The organism is Sphingobium soli (assembly GCF_020782245.1).
In the GTDB taxonomy this organism is placed as follows: domain Bacteria; phylum Pseudomonadota; class Alphaproteobacteria; order Sphingomonadales; family Sphingomonadaceae; genus Sphingobium; species Sphingobium soli.
Genome location: NZ_JAJGNP010000009.1, coordinates 50,054 through 76,771 on the forward strand (window position 1 = coordinate 50,054; position 26,718 = coordinate 76,771).

Annotated in this window: 20 protein-coding genes; 13 read left to right on the forward strand and 7 right to left on the reverse strand. The window is 64.5% G+C overall.

The window, feature by feature from the left end; all coding sequences use genetic code 11:
* Window positions 1-7 precede the first annotated feature (7 nt).
* From xseA to LL253_RS12065, 3 genes are read left to right on the forward strand one after another with little or no spacing between them, the layout of a single operon-like run.
* The gene (xseA, locus tag LL253_RS12055; protein WP_228227392.1) at window positions 8-1,489 is read left to right on the forward strand and encodes an exodeoxyribonuclease VII large subunit; all 1,482 of its coding nucleotides are present in this window, start codon (window positions 8-10) and stop codon (window positions 1,487-1,489) included.
* A gap of 23 nt (window positions 1,490-1,512) precedes the next feature.
* Entirely contained in the window at window positions 1,513-1,725 is a 213-nt protein-coding gene (locus tag LL253_RS12060) for a DUF2093 domain-containing protein (protein WP_228227335.1), read from the forward strand.
* The gene (locus LL253_RS12065; RefSeq protein WP_228227336.1) at window positions 1,722-2,573 is read left to right on the forward strand and encodes a M23 family metallopeptidase; all 852 of its coding nucleotides are present in this window, start codon (window positions 1,722-1,724) and stop codon (window positions 2,571-2,573) included. The genes LL253_RS12060 and LL253_RS12065 overlap by 4 nt, the downstream gene beginning before the upstream one ends.
* Before the next feature lie 7 nt (window positions 2,574-2,580).
* Here LL253_RS12065 and LL253_RS12070 read toward each other — a convergent pair whose 3' ends face one another.
* Window positions 2,581-3,081 carry a hypothetical protein gene (locus LL253_RS12070; RefSeq protein WP_371388675.1) on the reverse strand — a complete coding sequence of 167 codons (501 nt, stop codon included), beginning with the start codon at window positions 3,079-3,081 and terminating at the stop codon, window positions 2,581-2,583.
* 436 nt (window positions 3,082-3,517) lie between these two features.
* Here LL253_RS12070 and LL253_RS12075 point away from each other — a divergent pair, with 436 nt between their 5' ends.
* Window positions 3,518-6,454 (forward strand): TonB-dependent receptor domain-containing protein, encoded by a 2,937-nt coding sequence (locus tag LL253_RS12075; RefSeq protein ID WP_228227337.1) that lies wholly within the window; start codon window positions 3,518-3,520, stop codon window positions 6,452-6,454.
* Between the two features lie 60 nt (window positions 6,455-6,514).
* Here LL253_RS12075 and LL253_RS12080 read toward each other — a convergent pair whose 3' ends face one another.
* Entirely contained in the window at window positions 6,515-7,543 is a 1,029-nt protein-coding gene (locus tag LL253_RS12080) for a hypothetical protein (protein WP_228227338.1), read from the reverse strand.
* A gap of 107 nt (window positions 7,544-7,650) precedes the next feature.
* Here LL253_RS12080 and LL253_RS12085 point away from each other — a divergent pair, with 107 nt between their 5' ends.
* Together LL253_RS12085 and LL253_RS12090 are read left to right on the forward strand one after the other, a co-directional pair.
* On the forward strand, window positions 7,651-8,937 hold the full coding sequence (locus LL253_RS12085) for an aspartyl/asparaginyl beta-hydroxylase domain-containing protein (protein WP_228227339.1): 1,287 nt from the start codon (window positions 7,651-7,653) through the stop codon (window positions 8,935-8,937).
* A 75-nt stretch (window positions 8,938-9,012) separates the two neighbouring features.
* Complete coding sequence (locus LL253_RS12090; RefSeq protein ID WP_228227340.1) at window positions 9,013-9,213, forward strand: hypothetical protein; 201 nt, start codon at window positions 9,013-9,015, stop codon at window positions 9,211-9,213.
* A 40-nt stretch (window positions 9,214-9,253) separates the two neighbouring features.
* On the opposite strand, the gene clpB is transcribed toward LL253_RS12090, so the two are convergent.
* Entirely contained in the window at window positions 9,254-11,833 is a 2,580-nt protein-coding gene (gene clpB / locus LL253_RS12095; protein ID WP_228227341.1) for an ATP-dependent chaperone ClpB, read from the reverse strand.
* Window positions 11,834-11,908: 75 nt separating this feature from the next.
* Entirely contained in the window at window positions 11,909-13,585 is a 1,677-nt protein-coding gene (locus LL253_RS12100; protein ID WP_228227393.1) for a M28 family metallopeptidase, read from the reverse strand.
* A gap of 167 nt (window positions 13,586-13,752) precedes the next feature.
* Between LL253_RS12100 and LL253_RS12105 the strand changes: the two genes are divergently transcribed.
* The 7 genes from LL253_RS12105 to LL253_RS12135 all read left to right on the forward strand — a co-directional run bounded on the left by LL253_RS12105 (window position 13,753) and on the right by LL253_RS12135 (window position 22,140).
* Window positions 13,753-16,635, forward strand: a complete 2,883-nt coding sequence (locus LL253_RS12105; protein WP_228227342.1) for a M16 family metallopeptidase — start codon at window positions 13,753-13,755, stop codon at window positions 16,633-16,635.
* A gap of 23 nt (window positions 16,636-16,658) precedes the next feature.
* Window positions 16,659-16,958, forward strand: a complete 300-nt coding sequence (locus LL253_RS12110) for a hypothetical protein (protein ID WP_009820483.1) — start codon at window positions 16,659-16,661, stop codon at window positions 16,956-16,958.
* Window positions 16,959-17,078: 120 nt separating this feature from the next.
* Entirely contained in the window at window positions 17,079-17,534 is a 456-nt protein-coding gene (locus tag LL253_RS12115; RefSeq protein WP_009820484.1) for a MarR family winged helix-turn-helix transcriptional regulator, read from the forward strand.
* Entirely contained in the window at window positions 17,531-19,597 is a 2,067-nt protein-coding gene (locus LL253_RS12120; protein ID WP_228227343.1) for an FUSC family protein, read from the forward strand. The genes LL253_RS12115 and LL253_RS12120 overlap by 4 nt, the downstream gene beginning before the upstream one ends.
* On the forward strand, window positions 19,594-19,809 hold the full coding sequence (locus LL253_RS12125) for a DUF1656 domain-containing protein (protein WP_228222298.1): 216 nt from the start codon (window positions 19,594-19,596) through the stop codon (window positions 19,807-19,809). Before LL253_RS12120 ends, LL253_RS12125 begins: the two co-directional genes overlap by 4 nt.
* Entirely contained in the window at window positions 19,806-20,708 is a 903-nt protein-coding gene (locus tag LL253_RS12130) for an efflux RND transporter periplasmic adaptor subunit (protein WP_228227344.1), read from the forward strand. The genes LL253_RS12125 and LL253_RS12130 overlap by 4 nt, the downstream gene beginning before the upstream one ends.
* The gene (locus tag LL253_RS12135; protein ID WP_228227345.1) at window positions 20,701-22,140 is read left to right on the forward strand and encodes an efflux transporter outer membrane subunit; all 1,440 of its coding nucleotides are present in this window, start codon (window positions 20,701-20,703) and stop codon (window positions 22,138-22,140) included. The genes LL253_RS12130 and LL253_RS12135 overlap by 8 nt, the downstream gene beginning before the upstream one ends.
* Here LL253_RS12135 and LL253_RS12140 read toward each other — a convergent pair.
* From LL253_RS12140 to LL253_RS12150, 3 genes are read right to left on the reverse strand one after another with little or no spacing between them, the layout of a single operon-like run.
* Complete coding sequence (locus LL253_RS12140; protein WP_228227346.1) at window positions 22,099-23,040, reverse strand: glycoside hydrolase family 43 protein; 942 nt, start codon at window positions 23,038-23,040, stop codon at window positions 22,099-22,101. The genes LL253_RS12135 and LL253_RS12140 overlap by 42 nt on opposite strands.
* Window positions 23,037-24,245, reverse strand: a complete 1,209-nt coding sequence (locus LL253_RS12145; RefSeq protein ID WP_228227347.1) for a glycosyl hydrolase 53 family protein — start codon at window positions 24,243-24,245, stop codon at window positions 23,037-23,039. The genes LL253_RS12140 and LL253_RS12145 overlap by 4 nt, the downstream gene beginning before the upstream one ends.
* On the reverse strand, window positions 24,242-26,629 hold the full coding sequence (locus tag LL253_RS12150) for a beta-galactosidase (RefSeq protein ID WP_228227348.1): 2,388 nt from the start codon (window positions 26,627-26,629) through the stop codon (window positions 24,242-24,244). Before LL253_RS12150 ends, LL253_RS12145 begins: the two co-directional genes overlap by 4 nt.
* Between the last annotated feature and the right edge of the window lie 89 nt (window positions 26,630-26,718).

The following is a 26,718-nucleotide window of genomic DNA, read 5'->3' on the forward strand; positions in this document are numbered from 1 at the left end:
GTCGCCCATGTCCCCGGAATATGATGCCTATGACAGTTCGGGCCGCCTGTTAGCCGAGGATCGCGCGGGCGACAACGCGCCGCCGCTCAGCGTCAGCGAATTGTCGGGGATGCTGAAGCGCACGGTGGAGGACCGGTTCGGTCATGTCCGGTTGCGTGGCGAAATTTCGGGGTTCAAGCGTGCGGCGTCGGGGCATCTGTATCTGTGCCTGAAGGATGACAATGCCGTCATCGACGGCGTCATGTGGAAAGGCGGGGCGCAGCGGCTGGCCTTCGCGCCGCAGGACGGGGTGGAGGTGATCGCCACGGGCAAGCTCACCACCTATCCCGGCCGGTCCAAATATCAGATCGTGATCGACCGGATGGAATTGGCCGGCGAAGGCGCGCTGATGGCGCTGCTGGAGAAGCTCAAGGCCAAGCTGGCGGGGGAAGGGCTCTTCGCGCCGGAGCGTAAGAAGCCATTGCCCTTCCTGCCACGCACCATCGGCGTCGTCACATCGCCCACGGGCGCGGTCATTCGCGACATTCTCCACCGGCTGGCGGATCGCTGTCCGACCCAGGTGCTGCTGTGGCCGGTGCTGGTGCAGGGGCAGGGCGCCGCGGAGCAGGTCGCGCGCGCGGTTCGCGGCTTTTCGGAAATGGCTGGCGATGGTGCGCTGCCCCGGCCGGACCTGGTGATCGTGGCGCGGGGTGGCGGGTCGATCGAGGATCTGTGGAGTTTCAACGAGGAGATCGTCGTGCGTGCGGTCGCGGAATGCAGCATTCCGATCATCTCCGCGGTGGGGCATGAGACCGACACGACGCTGTGCGACTATGCCGCCGATCGGCGCGCGCCCACGCCAACGGCGGCGGCCGAAATGGCGGTGCCGGTGCGCGCGGAATTGCTGGCGGGATTGACGGACATGGGGCTGCGTGCGGGCCGTGCCGTTCGGCGCGGCGCGGCGCAGGCGCGCGAGCGGCTGGACATGCAGGCGCGGCTGATGCCCACGCCCGACACGTTGCTGAGCCCCCAGCGGCAGCGGCTGGACCAGGTGTCGGACGGCTTGGCCAGCGGTCTGCGTCATCGCCTGGCCGATGCGCGCGCGCATCTGGGGCAGGCGAGCGGCGCGCTGCGCCCCGCGCTGCTGCGCCAGCAACTGGCGCGTGCGGGCGAGCGGCTCGATCGGTTGCGGTTGAGGCCGGAAAATCTGGTCCGGGCGCAGCGCGATTGCGCCACGGCGTTCGACCGCGTCTCGCGGCATTTCGCGTCGCTCAATCCCGATCTGCCGCTGCAACGCGGCTATGCCCGGGTCATGGCTGGCGACCGGCTGGTGCGGTCGGTCGAGGCCGCACGCGCGGCCGAGCAAGTCGTCCTGCACTTCCACGATGGAACCGTGGACGCGGCCGTTGGGCAGGCTGAGGCCCCCGCCGGGATGGCGCCGTCGCCGTCGGCGCGACCCACGCGCAAGCCGCGTGATCCCGCCCATGCACAGCAGGATTTGTTCTCCTGACAGATGAAGAAAGTGTCGTCCCCATGTTGATGTCCAGCCGCGACCGGATCGCCCAGCTTCATTATCTGCCCTACAGCTTTCGCGTGCTGAAGGCCGGCGATCATGTGCTGTGCGCCATGACCGGACAGCCTATCGCCTTGCAGGACCTGCGCTACTGGAGCATCGCCCGGCAGGAGCCCTATGCCAGCGCGCAAGCGTCGGTGGAGGCGGAGCAGAAGGCGGCAGGCGAGCGATGAAGGCGATTGTCCTGGCGGCAATTGTTGGGCTTGCCGGTGGGGCGACGGCGCAGCCCATCGCGCCACAAAATGCGGTATCGGCCGCATTCCGGCTTGAGGGCGCAGCGGTGCAGGGTGGCAGGCTGCTTGGCACGGCGCCTGTTGGAACAGTGGCTTTGACACTCGGCGACCAGCCGGTGGCGATCGACGCTGATGGCCGGTTCCTGATCGCCTTCGACCGGGATGCGAAGCCCGACGCCTTGCTAACCGCACGCCTGGCCGACGGACGCGTTCTCACCCAGTCACTGATCGTGGCGCCGCGCGCCTGGCGTCTGGAGCGGATCAACGCGCCGCTGCGTGTGGGCAAAAGCAGCGAAGCCTTTCTGGCGCTGCGCCGCCCCGAACTGGAAGCGATAGCAGCGGCGCGGGCGAAGGTGACGGATGCGCAAGGATGGCGGCAGACATTCATCTGGCCGCGCGTCGGGCGCATTTCCGGCCTGTTCGGCGCACAGCGCATCTATCAGGGCGAGCCGGGGTCCTATCATGGCGGCGTCGATATCGCCGCCGCCACGGGCGAGCCGGTGCGGGCGCCCGCCGATGGCGTGGTGATCCTGGCGGCGATCGACAAGCCCTTCACGCTGGAAGGGCATTTGCTGATGATCGACCATGGCCATGGTCTCAACAGCGCCTTCCTTCACCTGTCACGGATCGACGTGAAGATGGGCGACCATGTGGCACAGGGGCAACAGATCGGGGCTGTCGGCGCAACGGGCCGCGCAACCGGACCGCATCTGCACTGGGGCATGAAATGGCACGATGCGCGCATCGACCCGTTGTTGATCGCCGGGCCGATGCCGCAGGGGCGCTGATAGAACCTTAGCTGACCCGCTTCATGCGGATGGCGCGTCCGCCTTCCACCTTGCCCATGAAGCTGCCCATGGCCGCGCGTTTGATCTCGATCGACTGGCCGACCTTAGGATCGCGACCGGTGACCGCTTCGGTGGTCATCCATTGTGCGCCGTCCTCCAGCCCGATCTGCCATTTGCCATAACCCAGGCTGCGCAGGCTGGCGATCGTCGCCTGAATGTGGCTGACGCCCTCCTCTTCCTTGGCTGCACCGTCATCGTCGCCGCCTCCCAGGAAAGGCAGTTTCGGGAAGGAGAAGCCGAACAGCGTCTTGCGGGTCTTATTGAGTTCGCCCTTGTCGAGGACCACGACTTCATCGCGTTGCGAAGCGGTTTCCATAGCGCCGACCTGGCGGTCGAAACAGGCAAGGCGGTCCGCATCAGCGGTGATTGAGCGGCATTGCAGCAAATTGGTGAAAAGCTCGGCCTGAGGCGGGCGCGCTTTGGTCGCAGCCAGCCCGGACCCCGTCATCAGCGCCAGCGCCATGACGCCCAGCATCGTCGATCCGCGTTTCATGTCACTCTGTCTCCCTTGCCGTTCGCCGCTGCCTTACCATGCCTTTCGCGGAAAATATGCGTCAAGAGAGGGTGGCAACGCGCATACGCTAAGAGATGACATATTTTAGAACAGCGTTTAACGGGGTGATGTATGAAAGCTGCACTCCGTGACATTTCAATGAAATTATATTGCAACATGATCGTAAAACCGGGGCACTGCCGCCTTGTTGCAATTATGATACAGCGCTCGCCAAAAGCGGCGATCGGCCTTTTCCCATGCTTTACAGCGCCCTGAAGCCCGCGCAGGTTCCACCAATCCATATGGGGGGATCGCTGTCGGGCACCATATCCCTCCGTACGGGCTACTAGGTGGCAGATAATCTGCCGACTCCAGAGCAAGGGACTGGACCGTGAAGACATTTTCGAAAAGGGCACTGCTGCGTGCCAGCGCCGCACCGGCGATCCTGGGCGCGTCGCTGATCGCCAGCGCCGCCATCGCGCAAGACGCGCCCCAGGCGGCCGAAGCGCCCGCTGCTGGCGACACCATCATTGTTACGGGCTCTCTGATCCGTAACCCCAATCTTCAGTCGGCATCCCCGGTCAACGCGACCACGGCTGATGAAATTGAATTGCAGCAGGCCAACGTCGCAGAAGAACTGCTGCGTGAAATTCCGGGTATCGTCCCGAGCATTGGTTCGGCTGTTAACAACGGCAATGGCGGCTTCTCGTTCGTCAACCTGCGCGGCTTGGGTTCGAACCGTAACGTCGTTCTTCTGGATGGCGTACGCATTGTTCCCGCTGAATTGAACGGTCGGTTCGACCTTAACAACGTCCCGCTCGCTCTGATCGAGCGCGTGGACGTCCTGACCGGTGGCGCGTCCACCACTTATGGCGCCGACGCGATCTCGGGCGTGGTTAACTTCGTGACGAAGCAGGACTTCTCGGGCTTCGAAGCATCGCTGGCCAACCAGATCACGGACGAAGGCGACGGCCATACCATCCGCTTCGACGTCACCACGGGCGCCAATTTCGACGACGGCCGCGGCAACGTCGTGCTGGGTATCGGTTATCAGCAGGCGGACCCGGTTTACCAGGGCGCTCGCAAGATCGGTCAGAACACGATCAGTTCCAGCACCGGCCAGGGCGCAGGTTCGGGCACGTCTGTCCCGACTCGCTTCAGCGTTCCGGGCAGCGGCACGCTTCAGGTCGCGCCTGACGGTCAGTCGCTCGTCGGCACCTATGCCCCGTTCAACTTCGCGCCGGACAACATCTTCCAGACGCCTTTTGAACGCTTCAACATCTATGCCGCTGGTCGCTATGAAATCAGCGACGCCGTCGAAGTTTATTCGCGCGGCCTGTTCACCAAGAACACGGTCAGCACCATCATCGCGCCGTCGGGTTCGTTCGGTATCGCCGTCGATATCCCCCTGGCCAACCCTTATCTGACTGCAGGTATCCGCAATCAGCTTTGCGCGGCCAACGGCATTGGCCAGGCGGCTTGCGATGCTGGCGCGCTGGCAACGGACCCGAACGATCCTAATTATCAGACTGTGACGAGCGCGATGTTCCGCCGCGCCGTTGAGGTTGGCCCCCGCATCAGCGACTATTCGAACACTGTTTTCGATTATCGTCTTGGTCTGCGTGGCGGTATCACCGACACTATCGACTGGGATATCTTTGGTGCCTACGGCGAAAGCGACCAGGTTCAGACCATCCAGGGCTATACGCTTAACTCGCGTGTCGCTGAATCGATGCTGGCAACCAACACCGAAACCTGCCTGAGTGGAAATGCTGAGTGTGTTCCGGTCAATTGGTTCTCCCCGACTGCCGGTGGCATTTCGCCGGAGGGCGCGGCATTCCTGACCGCCAACAGCACGGTGCAGACCCGCACCACGTTGGCCCAGGTACGCGGCACCATTAGCGGTGATTTCGGTGTCACGTCGCCGTGGGCCGCTCAGCCGATCTCCTTCGCGGTCGGTGGCGAGTATCGCAAATATGGCGCTCGTCAGCAGTCGGACGAACTGGCGCGTTCGGGTGATCTGGGCGGTGCCGGCGGCGCTGCGCCGAACATCGATGGTGGCTACGACGTTTACGAAGCCATCGGCGAACTCGTGCTGCCGATCATCAGCGACCGGCCCTTCTTTGACGAACTGACCGTCCAGGCTGGTGTGCGTTATTCCAGCTACACGGTCGATGCGGCCGGCAAGCCGGGTTACAACACCACGACATGGAAGGTGCAGGGTAACTGGGCGCCGACCGCTGGTCTGAACATTCGCGGCGGTTATTCGCGTGCCGTGCGTGCGCCGAATATTGCGGAACTGTTCACGCCAGAGAATACGCTGCTGACCAACCTGACGAACGATCCGTGCGCCACGATCAACGACGAGGGCGATCGCATCGCACCGGAGCCGACCGGCGTGCTGCGCGATGTCTGCCTTGCGCAGGGCGCAAATGCGGGCAACGTCGGCTCGATCAACGTTCCGATCGCTGGTCAGGCCAACGTCACCACGGGCGGCAACCTTGCCCTTGGTCCGGAAAAGTCGAATAGCTACACCATCGGTGCCGTTTTTACCCCCGCATTCGTCCCGGGTTTCTCGGTTTCGGTCGACTATTACAACATCAAGATCACCGGTGCGATCACGACGCCTTCGCCTGACGACGCGATCGCGGCATGCTTCGGTGCGGGTAATCTCAGTGTCTCCAACCCGGCTTGCACGATTATCCGTCGCGATCCGCTGACTGGCGGCCTGAATGGCGACCCGAACACCACGCGGGGTCTGTTTGCCGGTCTGTCGAACCTGGGTCGTCTGGCGACCGACGGCATCGACGTGATCGCCAACTACCGCAAGGATGTTGGTTTTGCGACGCTGGCGCTGGCTTTCAACGGCAACTGGACCAACAAGTCGACCTTCCAGTCGACGCCGAGCGACGTGAATCGCGATTGCGTTGGTCTCTACAGCGTAAACTGCGGTTCCTTGCAGCCGGAATTCCAGTGGACGCTGCGCACGACGCTGGCCTTCGAAAATATGGATCACTCGCTGGTCTGGCGCCACCTCGACGGTTTCCGGTCTGAAAATGGCGGCCTGTTCGTTGGCGTTCCGGTTGGCTACACTGGTGAAGAAGATTTCAACACCATCCCAGCCTATGACTATTTCGACTGGACCTCGCGCTTCAACTTGACTGACAATGTCACCTTCACCCTGACGGTGCAGAATCTGTTCAACAAGAAGCCCCCGATCGTTGGCTCGGATGCTGGTCCGACCTCGTGGAACAGCGGCAACACCTATCCGTCGACTTATGACGCGCTGGGCCGTCGCTACGGCGCGGCGATCAAGCTTCGCTTCTGATCGTCCAGTACGATAGCTGAAATGGAAAGGGCCGGTTTTTACCGGCCCTTTTTCATACCCCTAAAGTGTCTGGGGAAGATCCAACGGGATTGCGCATCGTACCGCAATTTCCTTCGCCCAATGTTCGACCTTTTCGATTTCGCCTGCGTGAACGTCGCGCCCGTCACGAACGGCATCCGATCGATCTTTTGCCGAAAATGCGTCGCCGGTTTTGCTGTTCCGGCGGAATACATCTGTCTCAACCATGGCTTTCGCTGCGTTGACAGCATCTGGTAACTGGAAATGCTGATAGAGCGTCTCCAGGCTGTGCGCAGGATTGCGAACGAATATTTCGCTATTCAGTCCGACGGCCCTGGCGCCTATTCTAAGCAAAAGGTCGCGAAACTGAGCTTGTTGAGCGAGCCACCCGACTGCGGCAACCTGAAGGTCGGTCAGCCCCAGATAGTCTTTGGGATCAATGCCCAGATCAACCATTCCCTCCGCCAGCAGCTTGCCCAGCAGGTCGCGCACCCAAAGACGGCCCCACATAGCCTTGCGTGCTATGGATATCAGATAGTCGGGGAGCGGAGCGTAGAGAAACACTGCACGCGCTTCCGCTCGGAGTGCCATGATCGCCGGGATCAAAGGGTTGGCAATATTGGAAGGCTTGATGATGATGGCTTCGCCGGGGGAAAAAGGCCGCGCCAGAAGATGCAGGCTTTCGTCGAGCACACGTGCGACCTGCGGTCCCTGAGCGCCGCGGTGACGCCAGCCAGAAATGTCGTTAAAGAGCATCGGTTCTTTGAGGCCCATGGACATGCCGGCGGCATCAAACGCCGACACCAGCAACGTCGAACAGCAAAATGCAGAATGAAAAATAAAATGCACCGGTCCTGGTGAAGGCGCGTGCGCTATGGCGGCGGATCGCGGCACTTCGAACGGGCGAAGGCTCTTGCCGAAGCCTTCATCCGTGAGGAAGGGCACCTTGCGATGATGCGTCCGCGATATGTGAACCATGTGGAATGCATCGCGCGAGGCGTCGTAGCGATGAGCCAGCCAAGCGGCATCACTCATCATTTGGTCGATCTGAGGTGGGTCGATTTTTGCCATGTCTGCTGGATTGACATAGCAGCTATGGCCACACAAGCGCACCGATCGTCCTGACTTGCGCAGCGTGTCGGTTGTGCTAGCGTCTCAGAAAATCGGGGGGTTTTCTAATGGATCAGGCGGTCGCGCGCCTTTTACAGCAAGCTGCGCATATGCGTTCAATGGGACGGCTGATGGAGGCGGGGCGGCTGGCAAATCAGGCACTCGCCCTGCAACCTGGCGAACCGCAGACCCTCAACCTTCTAGGCCTGATCTCGCTGGAGCGAGGTGCCTTTCAGGATGCCCAAACCCATTTTCTAGAGGCAGTTGAAGCCGAGCCGGGCGAAGCTGCTCTATGGATGAATTTGGCGTCGTCCCAAAGAGCAATGAGCGATGACAGCGGCGAGGAGAATGCCCTAAAAAAGGCGCTTGCTCTGGATCAGCGCAATCTGATGGCGCACGTGAGAATGGCCGAGTTGAAACAGCGTCAAAGCGAAGGTCACATTGCTGCGGAGCACTGGAATAAAGTCATCGCTCTGGCCGGAAATCTGGCCGAACCGCCTGCAGCGCTCGTCAAAATCCTTGGCTCTGCACGAGAGTTTGTGCGTCGATACAATGATGGTCTTGCAGTAAGCGTCGCAGCGCATCTCGCCCAGCAAATGGGTGAGGTCGATGCGCAGGCCAAGAGGCGTTTCCAGGCGTGTCTGGACAAGGAATTTGGCCGCCGCATCATTTATCAAAATGAGTGCCACGGCCTTCATTACCCCTTCCTACCTGCTGACGAATTTTTCGACCGGGGACATTTTCCATGGATGGCTGCGCTAGAAGCGCAAACCGGCGCCATTCGCGCCGAGTTTTTGACGCTTATTGAGTCGCACGGTGCTCAGCTTCGCCCCTATGTGAGGCAAGAGCCGGGAACTCCCAAGAACAAGTGGACGCCACTTAGCCAATCACTGGATTGGGGGGCTATTTTCCTATGGGAATATGGCGTGGCAAATGATGCGGTTCTACGATCTTGTCCCAAGACAGTCGCCGCGTTGGAAAATTTGCCCCGGGCAGACATATCTGGTCGAGCGCCGTCGGTTTTTTTCTCGATTTTAAAGCCCGGCAGTCACATTCCTCCTCACACCGGCATGACGAATAGTCGCGCAATCATTCATCTGCCGCTGATCGTTCCTGGCGACTGCGCCTTTCGAGTTGGCGGAGAAACGCGGCCGTGGCGCGAGGGTGAGGCCTTTGCGTTCGATGATACGATCGAACATGAAGCATGGAATAACAGCGACGAGATGCGGGTTGTGCTGATATTCGACGTATGGAATCCTCATTTGACGCTTGCCGAACAAGCCCTGTTGAAGCAATTCTATAGTGTAGCCGACGCGTGGAAGCAGACGCATATTCATGCCCCTGAGGCGTTGTAGAAAATTCGTGAGGTCGAAATGTCATTTCTCAAGACTTTGATCGCATCCAGCCTAATGGTAACGGCTTTCCCCGCCATGTCCCAGGAAAAGGCTAATTTAGATCGCAACGATCCCGACGCCATTCGTTGCAAAAGATTGCAGGTTACGGGGTCGCTTGTCCGTAAAACCCGTGTCTGCAAGACGAATGCCGAGTGGAAAGCGATCGTCGATTACCAGAATCGTGAAGCTGCCGATTTGGTTGAGCGGAATCGTTCTGGCACTGTCATGGGCAACTGAGCCAAGCCAGCCAAAACAGATCTTAGCAGGATCGCTCCTCTCAGGCCAGCGCCAGTGCCAACGCCCCGTCGCCTTCATCCACGCGCACGGTTGACCCGTCGGGTATATCCCCGCGCAGGATCATGTCGGCCAGCGGGTCCTGCAAGTAGCGCTGGACCGCGCGTTTCAATGGGCGCGCGCCATAGACTGGGTCGTAACCCACCCTGCCGAGCCAGGCCCGCGCACCATCGGTCAGGTCCAGCGTGATCTTGCGATCCTTGAGCAGCTTGCCGATGCGGGCGACCTGGATGTCGACGATCGGCGCCATATGGGCGGCGCCCAGCCGGTGGAACAGGATGATCTCGTCCAGCCGGTTCAGGAATTCCGGGCGGAAATGGGCGCGGACAACGTCCATCACCTGATCCTCGACCTTTTCGACCGGGTCGTCATCGCCAAGACCGGCAATATATTGGCTGCCCAGATTCGACGTCAGCACGATGATCGTGTTGGTGAAGTCAACGGTGCGGCCCTGCCCGTCGGTCAGGCGGCCATCGTCCAGCACCTGGAGCAGGATGTTGAACACGTCGCCATGTGCCTTTTCGACCTCGTCGAACAGAACGACCTGATAGGGGCGGCGGCGGACAGCTTCGGTCAGCACGCCGCCTTCCTCATAGCCGACATAGCCCGGAGGCGCGCCGATCAGGCGGGCGACCGAATGCTTCTCCATGAACTCGCTCATGTCGATGCGGACCATCGCGCTGTCATCGTCGAACAGGAAGCTGGCGAGCGCCTTGGTCAGTTCGGTCTTGCCGACGCCCGTCGGTCCAAGGAACAGGAAGGAGCCGAGCGGGCGATTGGGGTCCTGTAGCCCTGCGCGGCTGCGGCGCACGGCGGTCGACACGGCCTTGACCGCATCCGCCTGCCCGATGACGCGCTTGCCCAGTTCGCCTTCCATCGCCAGCAGCTTCTCGCGCTCGCCTTCCAGCATGCGGTCGACCGGGATGCCGGTCCAGCGGGACACGACAGCGGCGATATCCTCGCTCGTCACCTCCTCGCGCAGCATCGCGCCGGCCGAGGCGGATTGCGCGTCGGCAAGCCGCTTTTCCAGGTCCGGGATGGTGCCATATTGCAACTCGCCGGCGCGGGCATATTCGCCCGAACGCTGCGCTTGCTCCAGCTGGATGCGCGCGGCGTCCAACTGCTCCTTGAGCTTCGCCTCGCCGGCGATCTTGTCCTTTTCCGCCTGCCAGCGCGTCGTCAGTTCGGCCGACTGCTGCTCCAGATTGGCGAGGTCGCCTTCCAGCGTCGCCAGCCGGTCCTTCGACGCCTGGTCGCTTTCTTTCTTGAGCGCCTCCCGCTCGATCTGGAGCTGCATGATGCGGCGGTCGAGATTTTCGATCTCTTCGGGCTTACTCTCCACTTCCATGCGTATGCGGCTCGCCGCCTCGTCCATCAGGTCGATCGCCTTGTCTGGCAGGAAGCGGTCGGTGATGTAGCGGTTGGACAGGGTCGCGGCGGACACGATCGCGCCATCGGCGATGCGGACGCCATGATGCGTTTCATATTTGTCCTTGATGCCGCGCAGGATGGAGATGGTGTCCTCCACCGTTGGTTCGCCGACGAAAACGGGCTGGAACCGCCGCTGAAGCGCGGGGTCCTTCTCCACATATTTGCGATATTCGTCGAGCGTGGTCGCACCGATGCAATGGAGCTCGCCGCGCGCGAGGGCGGGTTTCAGCAGATTGCCCGCATCCATCGCGCCTTCGGATTTGCCCGCGCCGATCAGCGTGTGCATTTCGTCGATGAAGAGGACGATCTGGCCTTCCGCGCCCTTGACCTCATCGAGCACGCCCTTCAACCGCTCCTCAAACTCGCCGCGATATTTGGCCCCGGCGATGAGCGATCCCATGTCGAGCGCCATCAGCGTGCGGTCCTTCAGGGTGTCGGGCACGTCGCCATTGGCGATGCGCAGCGCGAGCCCTTCGGCAATCGCGGTCTTGCCGACACCGGGATCGCCGATCAGGACGGGGTTGTTCTTGGTACGGCGGGCAAGAATCTGGATGGTGCGGCGGATTTCCTCGTCGCGGCCGATCACGGGGTCGAGCTTGCCGTCGCGCGCCGCCGCCGTCAGGTCGCGGGCGAATTTCTTGAGCGCGTCGTAGCGATCCTCTGCGCCTGCCGTGTCAGCGGTGCGACCGCCGCGCAACTGGTTGATGGCGGCGTTGAGCGCCTCTGCCTTTACCCCGGCAGCGGCCAGCGCCTTGCCAGCCGCAGTGGTGGTGGCAAGGGTGAGGGCGAGCAGCAGCCGTTCGACAGTAACGAAGCTGTCGCCCGCCTTTTGTGCGACCTGCTCAGCCGAATCGAGCACGCGCACGGCATCATTGTCGAGGCCCGGCGTCTGCTGCGCGCCACTGCCCGACACGGCGGGCACCTTGGCGAGCGCAGCATCCGTGTCGCGCAGCGCCACCTGCGGCGATCCGCCAGCGGCCTGGATGAGGCCCGACGCCATGCCCTGCTCATCCTCCAGCAGCGCCTTAAGCAGATGCTCCGGACTGATCCGCTGATGGTTCATGCGGATCGCGACGGTCTGCGCCGACTGGAGGAAGCCCTTGGCGCGGTCGGTAAATTTTTCGAGGTTCATGACATCCCCATGGATTTGGTTGCTTCGGATGTAGTGTTGCTCAAAAGCCACACAAGGGGCGATGCGGGATAATCCTTATTTTGTCGCCTTGCTCGCCTGCGGCGCAAAGATGTCGCCGAAAAAGTCGTTCTTGAACCAGCGCGGGGGCGTATCGGCATCGGCCATGGCGCGCGTGATGCGATAATTGGCCTGCGCAAAACGCGCGCCCGCCTGCCAGTCGATCTTTTGGGTCATATCGTCACCGGGATGATGATAGGCGCCGGAGAGGAAATCGCCCCACGCCTTTTCACCGCCATTGGCAAAGCCGGTGGCGAGGAAAACGGCGGGAACGCCCTGCTTCACGAACATATAATGATCCGATCGCACGAAGATGCTTTCCTGCGGCATGGGGTCGGGCGACAGGTTGACGCCCATGGGCTTGACCGCCTGCGCGACGATGGGGCCGAGCGTTGAGTGATCCGCGCCAAAGGCGATGACGTCGGTGAAGGGATAGAGCAGCAGCGGCATGTCGAGATCGACATTGCCGACGATCTGACGAATCGGGACGGACGGGTGACGGGCGAAATAGTCGGCGCCCAGCAGCCCCTTCTCCTCCCCGGTCGACGCCAGGAAGATGATCGACCGGCGTGGCTTGCGCGGCGACATGGCCATCGCGCGCGCGACCTCCAGCATGGTGGCGACACCCGCGCCATTGTCGAGCGCGCCGTTGTTGATCCGGTCCTTGTCGGCCGGGTCGCCCGGCTTTTCCGGGCTGACGCCGATATGATCAAGATGTGCGGAGAGGACGACATAGTCATCCTTCAGCACCGGATCGCTGCCGGGCAGGATGGCGACGACATTGGGGCTGGTGACGCGCTGGCTGGTGCTGTCCGACTGGATGCGCACGCTGGTCTTGAGTGCGAAGCCCTTGGGCTGGCCGCCCTTGCGATCGGCCAGTTTGCGGATCGCGGCGATGGTCTGCGGCGCGCCGGCGAACACGGCCTGCGCCGCCGGGTCGTTGAGCGCCGCGCCGGCGCGGATGCCGGGCGCCTGGTCGAAGGGCTTGCCGTCGGGCGATACCCAGGTGAAATCGGGCTCGTCGGCGAACTGCACCATGCGCGCCCAGGGCCGCGCCTTTATCGATTGGAGCGTGCCCAGCGAGAGCATCCCGATCGCGCCGTGTTTTTCCGCGACCATCGCCTTGGTCGCCGACAGATGCGCGCCTTCCTCGCTTGGCAGGCCCTTGGGATAGCCACGCAGGGTGACGACGATCTTGCCCGTCACATCCAGCCCGGCATAGTCGTTAAGCCCGAGGCGCTGATTTTCCAGGCCATAGCCGACGAAGACCAGCGGCGCGCGCACGTCCAGTCGGGGTTCGGCGGCATTCATGCCGATCAGCACGTCGCCGGCATGGGTGAAGCGCTGGTCGCCGGCCGGGCCGCTGACGGTGAGCGTCGCGGGGGTCTGCGTCCGTTCCGTCTTCTGGAAGGTGATGCGCTGGAGCCAGCTGCGCCCCTGTCCATCGGCGTCGCCGGCGGGCTTGAGGCCCAGGCCATCAAACTGGCTGGCGACATAACGGGCGGCGATCTCATGCCCCTCACTGCCGGTGTCGCGGCCCTTGAGCAGATCGTCGGCCAGGAATTCGACATGGGCGCGCATCGCGGCCGGGGTGAAGACCGGATCGGTGGTCGCTGGCCGGTCGGGCGATTGCGCGGGCAGGGTGGCAGGCAGGATCAGGGCGAGCGCGGCGGCCGACAGGGACAGGCGTTTGATCAAGGGATTGGGCTTTCTGCTGAACGGATATGTTGCGCAGGATTGCCGTCCCGCAGGGCCGCTGTCCACCCTTTGCGTATTGCGCGCCTATCACGCCTCGCTATGGTGCATGTCCTTCGGACGCGTTCGCGTTCCATGGTCCATATGCTCCTGCCAGAGGCCCTTCCATGACCCTATCTTCCCTGTCGCGCCGCCTGCCCCTGCTGATCGGCCTGTCGGCGATCGCGCTGATGCCGAGCCTGCCCGCCGCCGCGCAGGCGACCGCTGCAAGCGCCGCGCCCGCGCCCTTGTCCAGCCTGGTGGCCAAGGTCGATATTCCCTATGAGGAATTCACGCTGAAGAACGGCCTGCGCGTCATCGTCCATACCGATCGCAAGGCACCGGTCGTCGCCGTGTCGGTCTGGTATCATGTCGGGTCGCGCTATGAGCCGGCGGGCAAGACGGGCTTTGCCCATTTGTTCGAACATCTGATGTTCTATGGCTCGGAAAATGCCGACGGGCCTTTTTTCGGTCGCTTGGAGGATATCGGCGCGACCGACTGGAACGGCACGACCTGGTTTGACCGCACCAATTATTTCGAGACGGTGCCGACCGGCGCGCTTGATCGGGCGCTGTTCCTGGAAAGCGACCGTATGGGGCATCTGCTGGGCGCGGTGACGCAAGTGAAGCTGGATACGCAACGCGGCGTCGTCCAGAACGAAAAGCGCATGGGCGAAAATGAGCCCTATGGCCTGGTGGAATATGCGCAGCTCGCCGCGTTGATGCCCGAAGGCCATCCCTATCGCCATTCGACCATCGGGTCGATGGCGGACCTCAATGCCGCGAGCCTGGCCGACGTGCAGATGTGGTTCAAGACCCATTATGGCCCAAACAACGCCGTGCTGGTGCTGGCCGGCGATATCGACGCGGCAACCGCCAAGGCGAAGGTCGAAAAATGGTTCGGCAACATCCCGGCCGGCCCCGCGCCGCAGGATGTGGACGCCAGCGTGCCCACTCTGGCGAAGGATGCCGAAGTGATGATGCACGACAATGTCGCGGCCACGCGCCTTTATCGTAATTGGGTGGTGCCCGGCGTCAATTCGGCCGACCTGCCGCAGCTGGACCTGGCGCTGGCGGTGTTCGGCGGTCTGGGCTCCTCCCGGCTCGACAATGCGCTGGTGCGGGACGAGAAGGTGGCGGTCGGTGTCAAGGCCAGCGTGCAGCCGTTCGAGAAGCTGAGCCTCGCCGAGATTACGGTGGACGTGAAACCGGGCGTCGATCCGGTGGCGGTAGGCAAGCGGCTGGACCAGTTGCTGGCCGATTACCTGACCAACGGGCCGAGCGCCGATGAAGTGCAGCGCGCCGCGACGCGCCAGCTGTCGGGCACGATCGGGGGGCTGGAAAAGGTGGGCGGCTTCACCGGCAAGGCGGTGACGCTGGCCGAAGGGGCTGTCTATTCCGACGATCCGGCCAAATATAAGAAGGACCTGGCGATCTACGCCGCTGCGACGCCGCAGAGTGTGGCGGCGGCGGCGCGCAAATGGCTGGGCCGGCCGGTGCTGCGCCTGACCGTCGCGCCGGGCGAGCGGAGCGCTGCGGATAATGCGCTGGCGGGCAATGTGAAGGCAGAAGGCGCAACGCATCAGCCAGCGCATTTTCGCGATCCCGCCGCGTCGGCTCCGGCTGCCGCGACGCCGCCGACCCCCACCAGAATCGCTGAGCCGCCGATCGAACCGGTCAAGGACCTCGACTTTCCTGACGTCGAACATGCCACATTGAAGAACGGCATCCCCGTCGTCTTCGCGCGGCGCGACGCTGTGCCGACGGTTCGCGTGTCGGTGGCGTTCGACGCGGGCAATGCCGCCGATGACAAGGCGAAGCTCGGGACCGCGGGTCTGACGGCCGCGCTGCTGGATGAAGGCACCACGACGCGGTCGTCGATCGAGATTGCCGAGGAGCAGGAACGGTTGGGCGCGGCGATCAGCGCGGCCAACAGCATGGACAGCACGACCGTCGGGCTGTTCGCGCTCAAGCCCAATCTGGATGCCTCGCTGGGCCTGCTGGCCGATGTGATCCGCAATCCCGCCTTCCGCCCCGAGGAAGTCGAACGGCTGCGCGGGCAGGTGTTGACCCGCATCGCGGCGGAAAAGACTGAACCGATGGCGATCGCGCAGCGCATGCTGCCGCCGCTGCTTTATGGGCAGGCGCATCCCTATGGCATCCCCTTCACCGGATCGGGGACGGAGAGCGGCGTGAAGGCCGTGACCCGGGCGGACCTGACCGCTTTCCATGACACATGGATGCGTCCCGACAATGCGACCATCTTTGTCGCCGGCGACACGACGCTGGCGGAGATGATGCCGCTGCTCGAAAAGCGGTTCGGCGACTGGAAGGCGCCGGCGGCGCAGAAGGGGACCAAGCTGTTCCGCATGGACAGGATGATGCGCCCGTCGCGCATTGTGCTGATCGACAAGCCGCAAAGCCCGCAATCGCTGATCCTGGCGGGCGTGCTGACCAACAAGGCGGGCACCGACAATCCGGTGACGCTGCTGACCGCGAACGAGGTGCTGGGCGGCAGCACCACGTCGCGCCTGACGATGGATTTGCGCGAGACGAAGGGATGGGCCTATGGCGCGGGCACCGCTCTGCCAGGCGTCAAGGAAACGATCCCGTTGCTGGTCTACGCTCCGGTGCAGACCGACAAGACCGGCGAATCGATCATCGCCGCGCGGCAGGATGTGAAGGACTATCTCACCACCAAGGGAACGACCCAGGCCGAGCGCGACCAGACGATCAACAGCCAGATATTGTCCCTGCCCGGCAGCTTCGAGACATCGTCGGAATTGCTGGGCGCGATGATGCGCAACCATCTGATCGGCCGGCCGGACGATTATTACGAAACGCTGCCCAAGACCTATCGCGCGATGACCCCCGCCGACATGGACAAGGCCGCACGGGAGTCGATCAACCCCGACAATCTGATCTGGGTCGTGGTGGGCGACGTCAAACAGGTGCGGCCGCAGCTTGACGCGGTGGGGCTGCCGGTGGAAATGGGCACATTGGCTGATTGACGCCAACGTAAAGGAGAATCGATATGGCAGTGGATGGCGCTTATGATTGCGTGGCCAAGACGCCGATGGGTGACCAGAAGGGCGTCTTCACCGTCGTCAGCAGTGGCGACCGGTTCAACGGCACCTTTGCCGGGATGATGGGATCGCTCGACGTGGTCGACGGCAAGGTCGATGGCGACACGCTGACCTGGAAGATGGAAATGACCATGCCGATGCCGATGACGCTGGAATGCGAGGCGGAAGTGGCGGGCGACGCCATCACCGGCACGATGCAGCTCGGCGCGTTCGGCGCGTCGGCTTTCAACGGGACCCGCCGGGCCTGACCTGATCCGAATTGGTCGGGCCGGATTGATTCCGGCCCGGCGACGGATTGCAATTTGCGCATCTGCGACAGCAAAAATGACAGGTGCAAAGATTGCCCAAAATCATTAGTTAGCTAGCTAATGACGAACCCCCTCGACGATCCCCGCCGCGCATTGGCGCACAAGATGGCCCCGGTTGCGCGGCAGTGGCGGCAATTGGCGGACGATGCGCTGGCGCAATTCGGCGTGTCCAACAGTGCCGGATGGTGCCTGATCCATATCGACCGGATGGGGTCCGATGTGCGGCAGGCGGACCTGGCCGATGCGCTGGACATTCGCCAGCCCTCGCTGGTGCGTACGCTGGATGGTTTGCAGGCGAGCGGTTTCGTGGCGCGGGCGGCGCACCCGGGCGACAGGCGATCCAACATCATTACCCTGACGCCCGCCGGGCGCGATCTGGTGGGAGGGATCGAACAGAAGCTGGGCCTATTGCGCGACCATTTGCTGCGCGACATTCCCGACGAGGCGATCGAGATCATGGTCGAGCTGCTCGACCTGATCGGGCAGCGCATCGCCGAGAAACGCAACCAGGCATGAGCGGCCGCCCGCTGGGCGAGGCGATCGGCCTGCCGGCCGCGCTCTTTTCGCTCAAATGCCTGATCGCCGCGATGCTGGCGCTGTTCCTCGCCTTTCATATCGGGCTGGAGCGGCCCTATTGGGCGTTCCTGACCAGCTATATCGTCGCCCAGCCGCTTGCCGGAGCGGTGATCTCCAAGGCGGTGTTTCGCGCAATCGGCACACTGGTCGGCGCGATCTTTTCCGTGGCGGTCGTGCCGCCATTGGTCAATGCACCCGAATTGCTGTCGCTCGCGATGGCATCCTGGCTGGGGCTGTGCGTGTTCGTGTCGTTGCTCGACCGGACCCCGCGTTCCTATATGTTCGTGCTGGCGGGCTATACCGCCTGCCTGATCGTGTTTCCTGACGTGGATTCGCCCCAGACCATCTTCACCGTGGCGTCGCTGCGCGTGCAGGAGATCATGCTTGGCATCCTGAGTGGCACGTTGGTGCATGGCGTGGTGTTGCCCGGATCGATCACCGGCGTCCTGCTGGGCCGGGTCGAGGCGATCCTGCGCGACGCGGAACGCTGGTCGCGCGACGCCATCGCCACTGATCCGGTGCCGGGGCTGGACGCCGAGCGTCGCAGACTGGCGCAGGACGTGACCGAGTTGCACCAGATGTCGGTCCACCTGCCTTTCGACATCAGCCGGCTGGCGCCCCGCGTCCGCACCGTGCGGGCATTGCAGGACCAGCTGTCGATGCTGCTGCCGCTGGGCGCGGCGGTCGAGGATCGTCTGGCGCAGCTGAAGGCAGCCAATGGTGGCGTTGTGCCGGCGCCGGTCGAAGCGCTGATCGCCGATGTGCGCGCATGGTTGGAGACGCCGGCCCCGGATAATGCGACGCGCGCGGAGCGGACGCAGGCGCTGATAGACCGATGCCATGCGATGGAACCGCAGGCGACGGGCGACATGGGTTGGGCCGATATGATGCGTCTTAGCCTCTATGCACGGCTGGCGACGCTGATTGCGGTCCATCGCGATTGCCGCGACCTGCTGGACCAGATGGCGACGCACCGGCGCAGCGCGGTGACGCCGCGCGTGGCCGAATTGCTGGACGGGCGGCGCAACCGCGAATTGCATCGGGACCATGCCGGGGCGCTGCGCGCCGCGTTCGGCGCCTTCCTGACCGTGGTCATCGGCTGCGCGCTGTGGATCGGCAGCGGCTGGAAGGATGGCGGGACGGCGGTGATGCTGGCGGGCGTGTTCCTGGCGCTGTTTGCGGCGCAGGATAATCTGCTCGCGCCGCTCAAGGGATTCATGATCGGCACGATCATCGCGTCGGCGCTGGGCGCGGTCTACGGCTATGTCATCATGCCGCGCCTGGATGGCTTTGCGATGCTGGCGCTGGCCTATGCGCCGCCGCTGCTGGTGCTGGGGGCAATGATGGCCTCGCCTCGGTGGATGGGCATTGCGCTGCCCACGCTGCTGGGACTGGGCAGCCCGGTACTGCTGTCCGACCGCTATGTGAACGCCTTTGCATCCTACGCAAATGGTGCCGTGGCGCAGCTCGTTGGCATCTGGTTCGCGATCATCATGGCGGGGTTGTTGCAATCGGCCGGCGTCGAGCGCGCGATCCGCCGCACCGTGCGCGCCGGCTGGATCGACATCGCCAACCGCGCCAATATGAAGGGCGCGCCCGACGTGCGCGCATGGGTCAACCGGATGCTGGACCGCATCGCCCTGCTGGCGCCGCGTCTGGCCGCCACGCGGCAGGATAGCGGCGCGCCCCTCTATGATGCGTTGCGCGACCTGCGCACCGGTGTCGCCATCGGGGAATTGCGCCAGCTGCGCATTGACCTTGCCCCCCAGGATACCGTGCCACTGACGCGGGTGCTGGCCGGCGTTGGCGATCATTACCGCGCGATGGACCCCGATGCGCCCGCGCCCGCCGATCCGGCGCTGCTGTCGGCGATCGATGGCGCGATCGACGATCTGGGCGGCCACGCGCTGCCAGCGGTGCGGCGGGAGTCGGTGCTGGCGCTGGTCAGCCTGCGCCGCAATCTTTTCCCCGACGCTCCCGGCCACAGGAGGGCCGCCGCATGACCGGAGAAATCGCCCTGGGCGGCGTCTATGTGCCGACGCTGCTGCTGCTCGCGCTGGTTGCGCTGATCCTGGCCTGGGCGGTGACCCGGCTGATTGGCGCGCTCGGCCTCTATCGCTTCCTCGCCTATCGCGCCGCAGTGGACCTCAGCCTCTTCGTGCTGATCCTCGGCGGGCTCGCCATCCTTGTCCCCACCCTTGGAATCCGCCTATGAACCGCATCCCCGCAACGCTGATCCGCAGCGCCGCCACCATCATCCTGGTCATCGCCGCCGTGCTGGCCGCGATAGGCATGTGGAACCATTATGAACGCAGCCCCTGGACGCGCGACGGGCGGGTGCGCGCCGACGTGGTGCGGGTGACGCCCGACATCAGCGGGTTGGTGACGTCGGTGGCCGTTAGGGACAACCAGCAAGTGAAAGCGGGCGACCTGCTGTTCGTCATCGACACGCCGCGTTACAAGCTGGCGCTGGAGGAAGCCGAGGCGCAGATCGCCAGCGCGAGGGCGACATTGGCACAGGCGCGGCGCGAGGCACGGCGCGACACCGCGCTGGGCGACCTGGTCGCCGCGGAAACCCATGAACAGAATCTGGCGCGGGTGGAGACGGCGCAGGCGGCGCTGGCCGAAGCCTATAGCGGGCGCGACGCCGCCGCGCTGAACCTGAAACGCACACAGGTGCGCGCGTCGGTCAATGGCGTCGTCACCAATCTGGATCTGCATCCGGGCGATTATGTCGGCGCGGGGAGCCAGGCGATGGCGCTGATCGACAGCGATTCGACACGGGTGGAGGGCTATTTCGAGGAAACCAAGCTGCCGCTCATCTGCATCGGCGCGCCGGTCACGGTGAAGCTGATGGGGGAGGAGCGCGAGATTCACGGGCGCGTCGACAGCATCGCCTATGGCATCAATGACGACAGCCGGTCCAATGCGGGCAATTTGCTGCCGTCGGTCGAGCCGACCTTCTCCTGGGTGCGGCTGGCGCAGCGTATTCCGGTGCGGGTGCGGCTGGAGAAGGTCCCGGCGGGCCTGCGACTGATTTCCGGGCGGACCGCTACTGTGACGGTGCAGCCAGCGGCGAAGGATGCCAAGCCGGGGGATTGCCGTCATGCCTAAATGGATCGGCGCGCCGCTACTGGCGTTGGGCCTGACAGCCTGCGCCACGGCGGGGCCGGATTATCGCTATCCGCAAGGATCGGTCGCGACAGCGCCGGCGGCGAGGGGCGATTTCCATTCGGCGCAGGGCGCGCAGTTCAGCAATGCGCCGCTGCCCGACCAATGGTGGCGGCTCTATGCCGACCGCCAGCTTGACGCGCTGGTCGAAGAGGCGCTGGCGGCCAATGCCGACCTTACACAGGCGCAGGCCAATGTCGAACGCGCGCAGGCGGTGCTGCGCGAGGCGGAGGCGGGGCGACAGGTGACGACCGCGATCAGCGGCGGCGAAACGCTGTCCCGGCCATCGGGCGTGGCGCAGCATCTGCCTGGATCGGTAAGCTATGATCTGGGCCTGAGCGCGGCCTATCCGCTGGACCTCAATGGTCGGATTGCGCGCGGGATCGAAGCGAGCGCGGCCGATGTCGAGGCGGTGACGGCTGCGCGCGACTATGTGCGGGTCAGCGTGGCGGCGGCGACGGCGCAGGCCTATGCGCAGGTGTGCGCGGCCAATTACAGTCTGGCGGTCAATCGCAAGGTGGTGGCGTTGCAGCGCCAGACGCTCGATGCGACGCGGCGGCTGGCCAAGGGCGGGCGCGGGACGGCGTTCGACGTCAGCCGGGCGCAGGCGGCGGTGGAAACGAGCGAGGCGGCGCTGCCCGCCTTTGCCGCACAGCGCCAGAATGGGCTGTATCTGCTCGCCACGCTGCTGGGGCGGCCGCCGGCCGATTATCCGCGTGCAATCGAAAATTGCGCGGACCTGCCGGTGTTGCGCCAGCCGATCCCGGTGGGCGATGGCGCGGCGCTGATCCGGCGGCGGCCCGACATCAGGCAGGCCGAGCGGACCATTGCGGGCGATACCGCGCGGCTGGGTGTGGCCATGGCGCAACTCTACCCGCAGGTCAGCATCGGTGGATCGGTCGGCCTGTCGGGGCCGCTCAAGGATTTTGGCACCGGGTCCGCCTTCGGCTTCAGCCTGGGGCCACTCATCAGCTGGACCTTCCCAAACCGGCCGGTGATCCGCGCCCGCATCGCACAGGCCGATGCGCAGATACGCGCCGACCTGGCCAGCTTTGATGCCAGCGTGCTGGAAGCGCTGCGCCAGACCGAAAGCGCACTCGAAACCTATCGCCGCGATGCCGAGCGGGCGGCGGCGCTGGACCGAGCGCGGGAGAGCGCGGGCGTGTCGGCGGCCCAGGCGGGCAAGCTGTTCCGCTTTGGCCGGGGCGATTTCCTGTCGTTGCTGGACGCGCAGCGCAGCCAGGCCAGCGCGGAAGTGACGGCGGCATCGGCGCGCACGCAACTGGTGCAGGACCAGATCGCGCTGTTCCTGGCGCTGGGCGGGGGATGGGGATCAGGCGATAGCGTCGACCAGGGCGCGGGGGACGCGCAGTAGCGATCCGTGGCGCGCGCCGGCGGGGAGCGACAGCTGGTCGCCCACATCCTGCCATCGGGCCATGTCGCGGGTCATCATCGCGCCCCAGCGGCCGTCCTTGTAGACATCATAATAGCAGATGAGCGCGTCGCCCACCCGGGCGGTCATCGGCCCTTCGACCCAGGCGGGGGAGAAAGGCGGCGAGAGCGGGCCGAACGGGCCGGTCGGGCTTTCGGCGCGGGCGGCGCGCAGCCATTTGCGCGGCGGCGTGACCGTCTCATCCTTGACGATCAGGTGCAAGCTGCCATCGGGGGCGTGGGCAAAAGTGCCGTCGATGACGCTGAACCCCGGATCGTAAAGCGGCTGCGGTGCGGAAAAGCTGCGAAAATCGGCGGTGCTGCACTGCCAGAGGCGGTGATTATAGTCCGATTCCGACGTGCCGGCGGTTTCAGGGTAGCGCCCCGTGACGGTGCTGGACCAGAATAGCAGGAAACGGCCGTCGGGCATGCGGATCGCCTCGGGCGCCCAGCAATTGCGGGTGCCCGCCACGTCGCGCATCACCGGGATCGCTTGCTGGTCCGACCAGTGGACGAGGTCAGGGCTAGTCGCATGGCCGATGGTCACGCCTTCCCAGGCGGTGGTCCAGAGCAGGTGATAATCCGTGCCGTCATGAAACAGGAACGGGTCGCGCATCAGCTGCTTTTCGCCAACCTGCGGCACCAGCAGGCTCCGGCCGCCGGCGAGCGTGCGGAAGGCAAAGCCGTCGTCGCTGACGGCCAGTTTGAGACCCGCGCCTTCGCCGGCCTTTCCCGTGGTGAAATAGGAGAAGACGAGCGGATCATCATTTCGCGCCACGGGGGCAGTGACGCAGGCGGCGAGCGGCAGGGCGGCGAGGGCCAGGGTGAAATCGCGGCGGTTCACGAATAATCTTTCGCCATCTGGCGATAGAGGTCGAGCAGATCATTGGCGATATAATCGCCGCCCTTGCCCATCGGACCCGCCGGGTCCGGCTTGGGCGCGGGGGATTGGTTGGCGAGGCCGCCGGGCGCCTCGGCGCTGTTGATGCCCTGGCTTAGCAGGTCGGGCTTGGGTCCGCCTCCGGCATTGCGGCCGTCAAGGTCGAAGATTGCTTCCTGATGGCGCAGCGGCTCCCAGATGAAGCTGCCCCAGCCATGCTTGCCGGGCAAATTATAGACGAGGTCGTTGAGATAGCGTTTGCGGCTGGAATATTCGGCGATCAGCAAGCCCTTGTCGGGGTAGCGCCTGACGAACTGGTCGAAGCTGTTTGCCCAGTCGCCCTGGCTTTGCTGCTGGTAGCAGGACAGACCGATGACATCGAAAGCGACATTGCGGGCGATGAGCGCGTCGGTCCATTCGCGTAGGATCGGCCAGTGCCGGCCAAGATGATTGTGCAGCTGGATGGCGATGTCGGGCTGCGCGCGGCGGGCGCCGGCTATGCCCGCGCGCAGCAGGGCGGCGAAGCCGTCGAAGCCGCCGATCGCTTGATCGTCGACCTGCGCATGATTGGCGTCGGTGACGGGATTGCCGGTGGGGGTGGACAGCTTGACCCGGCCATGGGGCCAAAGCATGCCGAAGGTGGTTTCATTGCCGATCACCGCCATATCGACCGGCGCGCCGCCCGCGCGCATCGCCACAAGCGTGTCATGGGTATGCGCCTCGACCGCCTTGGCGAGTTGGGGGAGATCGTAGCCGGTCCAGGCGGCGGGCACGCCCTGATGTTCCGGGTCGGCCCAGGTGTCGCTGTAGTGGAAGGAGAGGACAAGGCCCATGCCCGCGTCACGAATGCGGCGGCCAAGCCTGATGGTCTGGTCAAGCCCGGCCCAGGCCTTGTCGGGCTCGCGCTTCGAATAGCCCTTTGCCGGATCGACGAAAATGCGCAGGCGGATGGCGTTGAAACCCGCGTCGCGCATCAGCAGGACAGGATCTTTCTGCACGCCATCGACGAAATAACGCGCGCCGGCGGCTTCGTCTTCTGGCACCCAGCTGATGTCCGCGCCGATCAGGAAGGGGCCGGGCCGCGCGCCACTTTTACGGGGCGTGGTCGCCAGGGCGGGGAAGGGCAGAGTTGCAAGCGCGAGCGCGGCGCGACGGGTCAGCCGGGTCATGGGCGATGCTCCAGTTCAGGGATGATGCGAAGGGCAAGGAGGCTGGCGACCTGATCGCCTGGCGGCAATTTGGCGCGGGCCATGTCGTCCAGATAGATGGGCGCGTCGGCGCGCAGCGGCAGGATGGTGAGCGTCCAGGGGCGGCCCAGCCGGTCGGCGAAGCGTTTGAGGCCGATGCGCCAGACGCGCCCGTCCCAATAGGCGTCGTCCAGCATGGTGGTGCCGTCGAACAGGCGGCCAATGTCGCCGCGCCAGTCGATTTCGAGGAAGGCGTCGCCGCTTTCCACCGCGTCGGCGGGCAGGGTGAAGGTGAAGGCGGCAGCGGCCCGATGCGCTTCGGGGAGCGGCTGCATCGCGGCCTTGGCCGGGCCGCCGACGACGATGGGGGGCGCTTTGCCGGCAGCGCGGCTTTGGGTGAAGCGGATGGCGGACGGGGTTGGCCCCTTCACCATGGCGCTGGCCGGGGGACCGGGCAGGATGCGCCAGTCGAAACGGGCTGCTCCGCGCTGGCGCAGCAGCGGGCCTTGAGGGGTGAACAGGGTATCGGCCGCGGTGACGATCGCGCGGCGCTGTTCGCCCATGTCGCCGACCCAGAGTTGCTGCGCCGAGGCCTGGTCGAGCAGCAGGATGCGGACGCGGCGACCGTCCGGCGCGGTGACGGTCAGCAGCCGGTCAGCGGCAGGAGCCACGTCCGCGATGACGCGCCCCTGTTCCGAACGGGCGGGCGCGGACAGCCCGGTGCCGGCTGGGAAGGCGAGTTCGACCGGGCCGGGCAGGGTGGCGGCGAAGATGTGGATGGGGCCGTCGGCATCCGTAATACGCGTGACCGGCTGGGCGGTGGCCCAGTCCAGCGCCACGCCATCCAGGTCCATGCCGAACGGCCAGAAGAAATAGGCGCCCGGTGCAATGGTCACGGCGCGAGAGGGAAAGGTCAGCGCGCCGTTGGGGAGCGTGACGGTGAAGCGCGTCGCGGTATGGGCGGCGGTCGCATATTGGCGGACATGGTTGTTGACGAACAGGAAGCCGCTGCCGCCAGCCGCCCGGACCGACCAGCGCAGGGTTTTGAGGTCATCCTTGTCGCCAGGCTGGATCGTGGGGGCGTGCACGGTCATGGGGGCGAGCCGGTCACCATAGGCGCCCAGGAAATAATGGAGCGGGCGCAGAGCAGCATTGACCGCGTTGACCTCCCCATATTGGCCGATCGGCGCCTGAAAATCATAGCCGATCATCGGGCAGTCATTATAGCCGCCCGACCGCTGCGTTTCTTCAAGGCTGCGGCCGGCCGCAAGCGGGTTCGCACCGCCATGAAACATATAATAGCCCAGCAGGTTGACGCCCGATCCGACCTGCGTGGTGAGGGCGGCGGCAACGTCGGCGGGCGCAAGCAGCGGGCGGCGGCGATACATGACGGGGACGCCGCCGCCATATTCCGCGCCCAGAAAGGGCGTGTCGTCCATGTCGTCGTCGGCGTCGCCGCGCCGGTTGTTGCGGGTTTGCGCGCCCAGGTCGCCGCTCACCCGGCTGTCGAACCGGAAGAGATAATTCTCCTTGGGCGGCAGCTTCGTGGTCTTCGCCGACCAGGGTTCGTCGGGATAGCCGCCATGGACGGGCACCACCTCGCCCTTGGGATAGAGCGTCTGGTCCCATCCGGTGACTGTGTAGAGCGGCACGTCATAGCCGAGTTTGAGCGCCAGGCTCTTGAGCGCCGCAATATGCGCCCGGCCCTGTCCCGGACCGTCGAGATTATATTCATTTTCGATCTGCATGCCGAGGATCGGCCCGCCATCCTTCCAGAACAGCCCGCGCACCTGATCGTGGAGGCTGCGCCAGAAGCGTTCGACCTCGACCATATAGGCCGGGTCGTTGCTGCGCGGGCGCGTGCCCGCGACGATCCAGTCGGGGATGCCGCCAAAGCGCGCCTCGGCATGGCCCCAGGGGCCGGGGCGCAGGAAGAAGAGCAGGCCATGGTTCTGGCACAGGGTGACGAAGCGACGAATGTCGCGGTCGCCGCTCCAGTCGATGCGACCGGGCGAAAGTTCGACATGATTCCACAAGATGTAGCTGGCGACGATGGTGACGCCCGCCGCCTTCATCTTGAGCAGTTCCTCTTCCCAATAGGTGCAAGGAAAGCGGGTGAAGTGAAATTCGCCCATGACCGGGAGCCAGGGCGCGTCGTTGCGGGTCAGATAGCGGTTGGTGATGCCGAATGTGCCGTGCGGACCGGTGCCGGTGCCCATATGGAGATGGCCGGATTTGAGCGGCAGGCCGGGCTTGCGTGCGTCGAGGGGAAGCGGGGCTTGTGCGGCGGCGCGGGCGGGGAGGGCAGCGCCCATTGCGGCAAGGCCCGTGGCAGTGAGCGCGGTTCGCCTGTCGAATTCGGGCATCGTTCCTCTCCTGATGGGATGGGATGGGAGGGTATGCCCCTCTCCTGTCATTCACCGTTCGCACGGAGCCTGCGCTTGTCGTCCGAAGA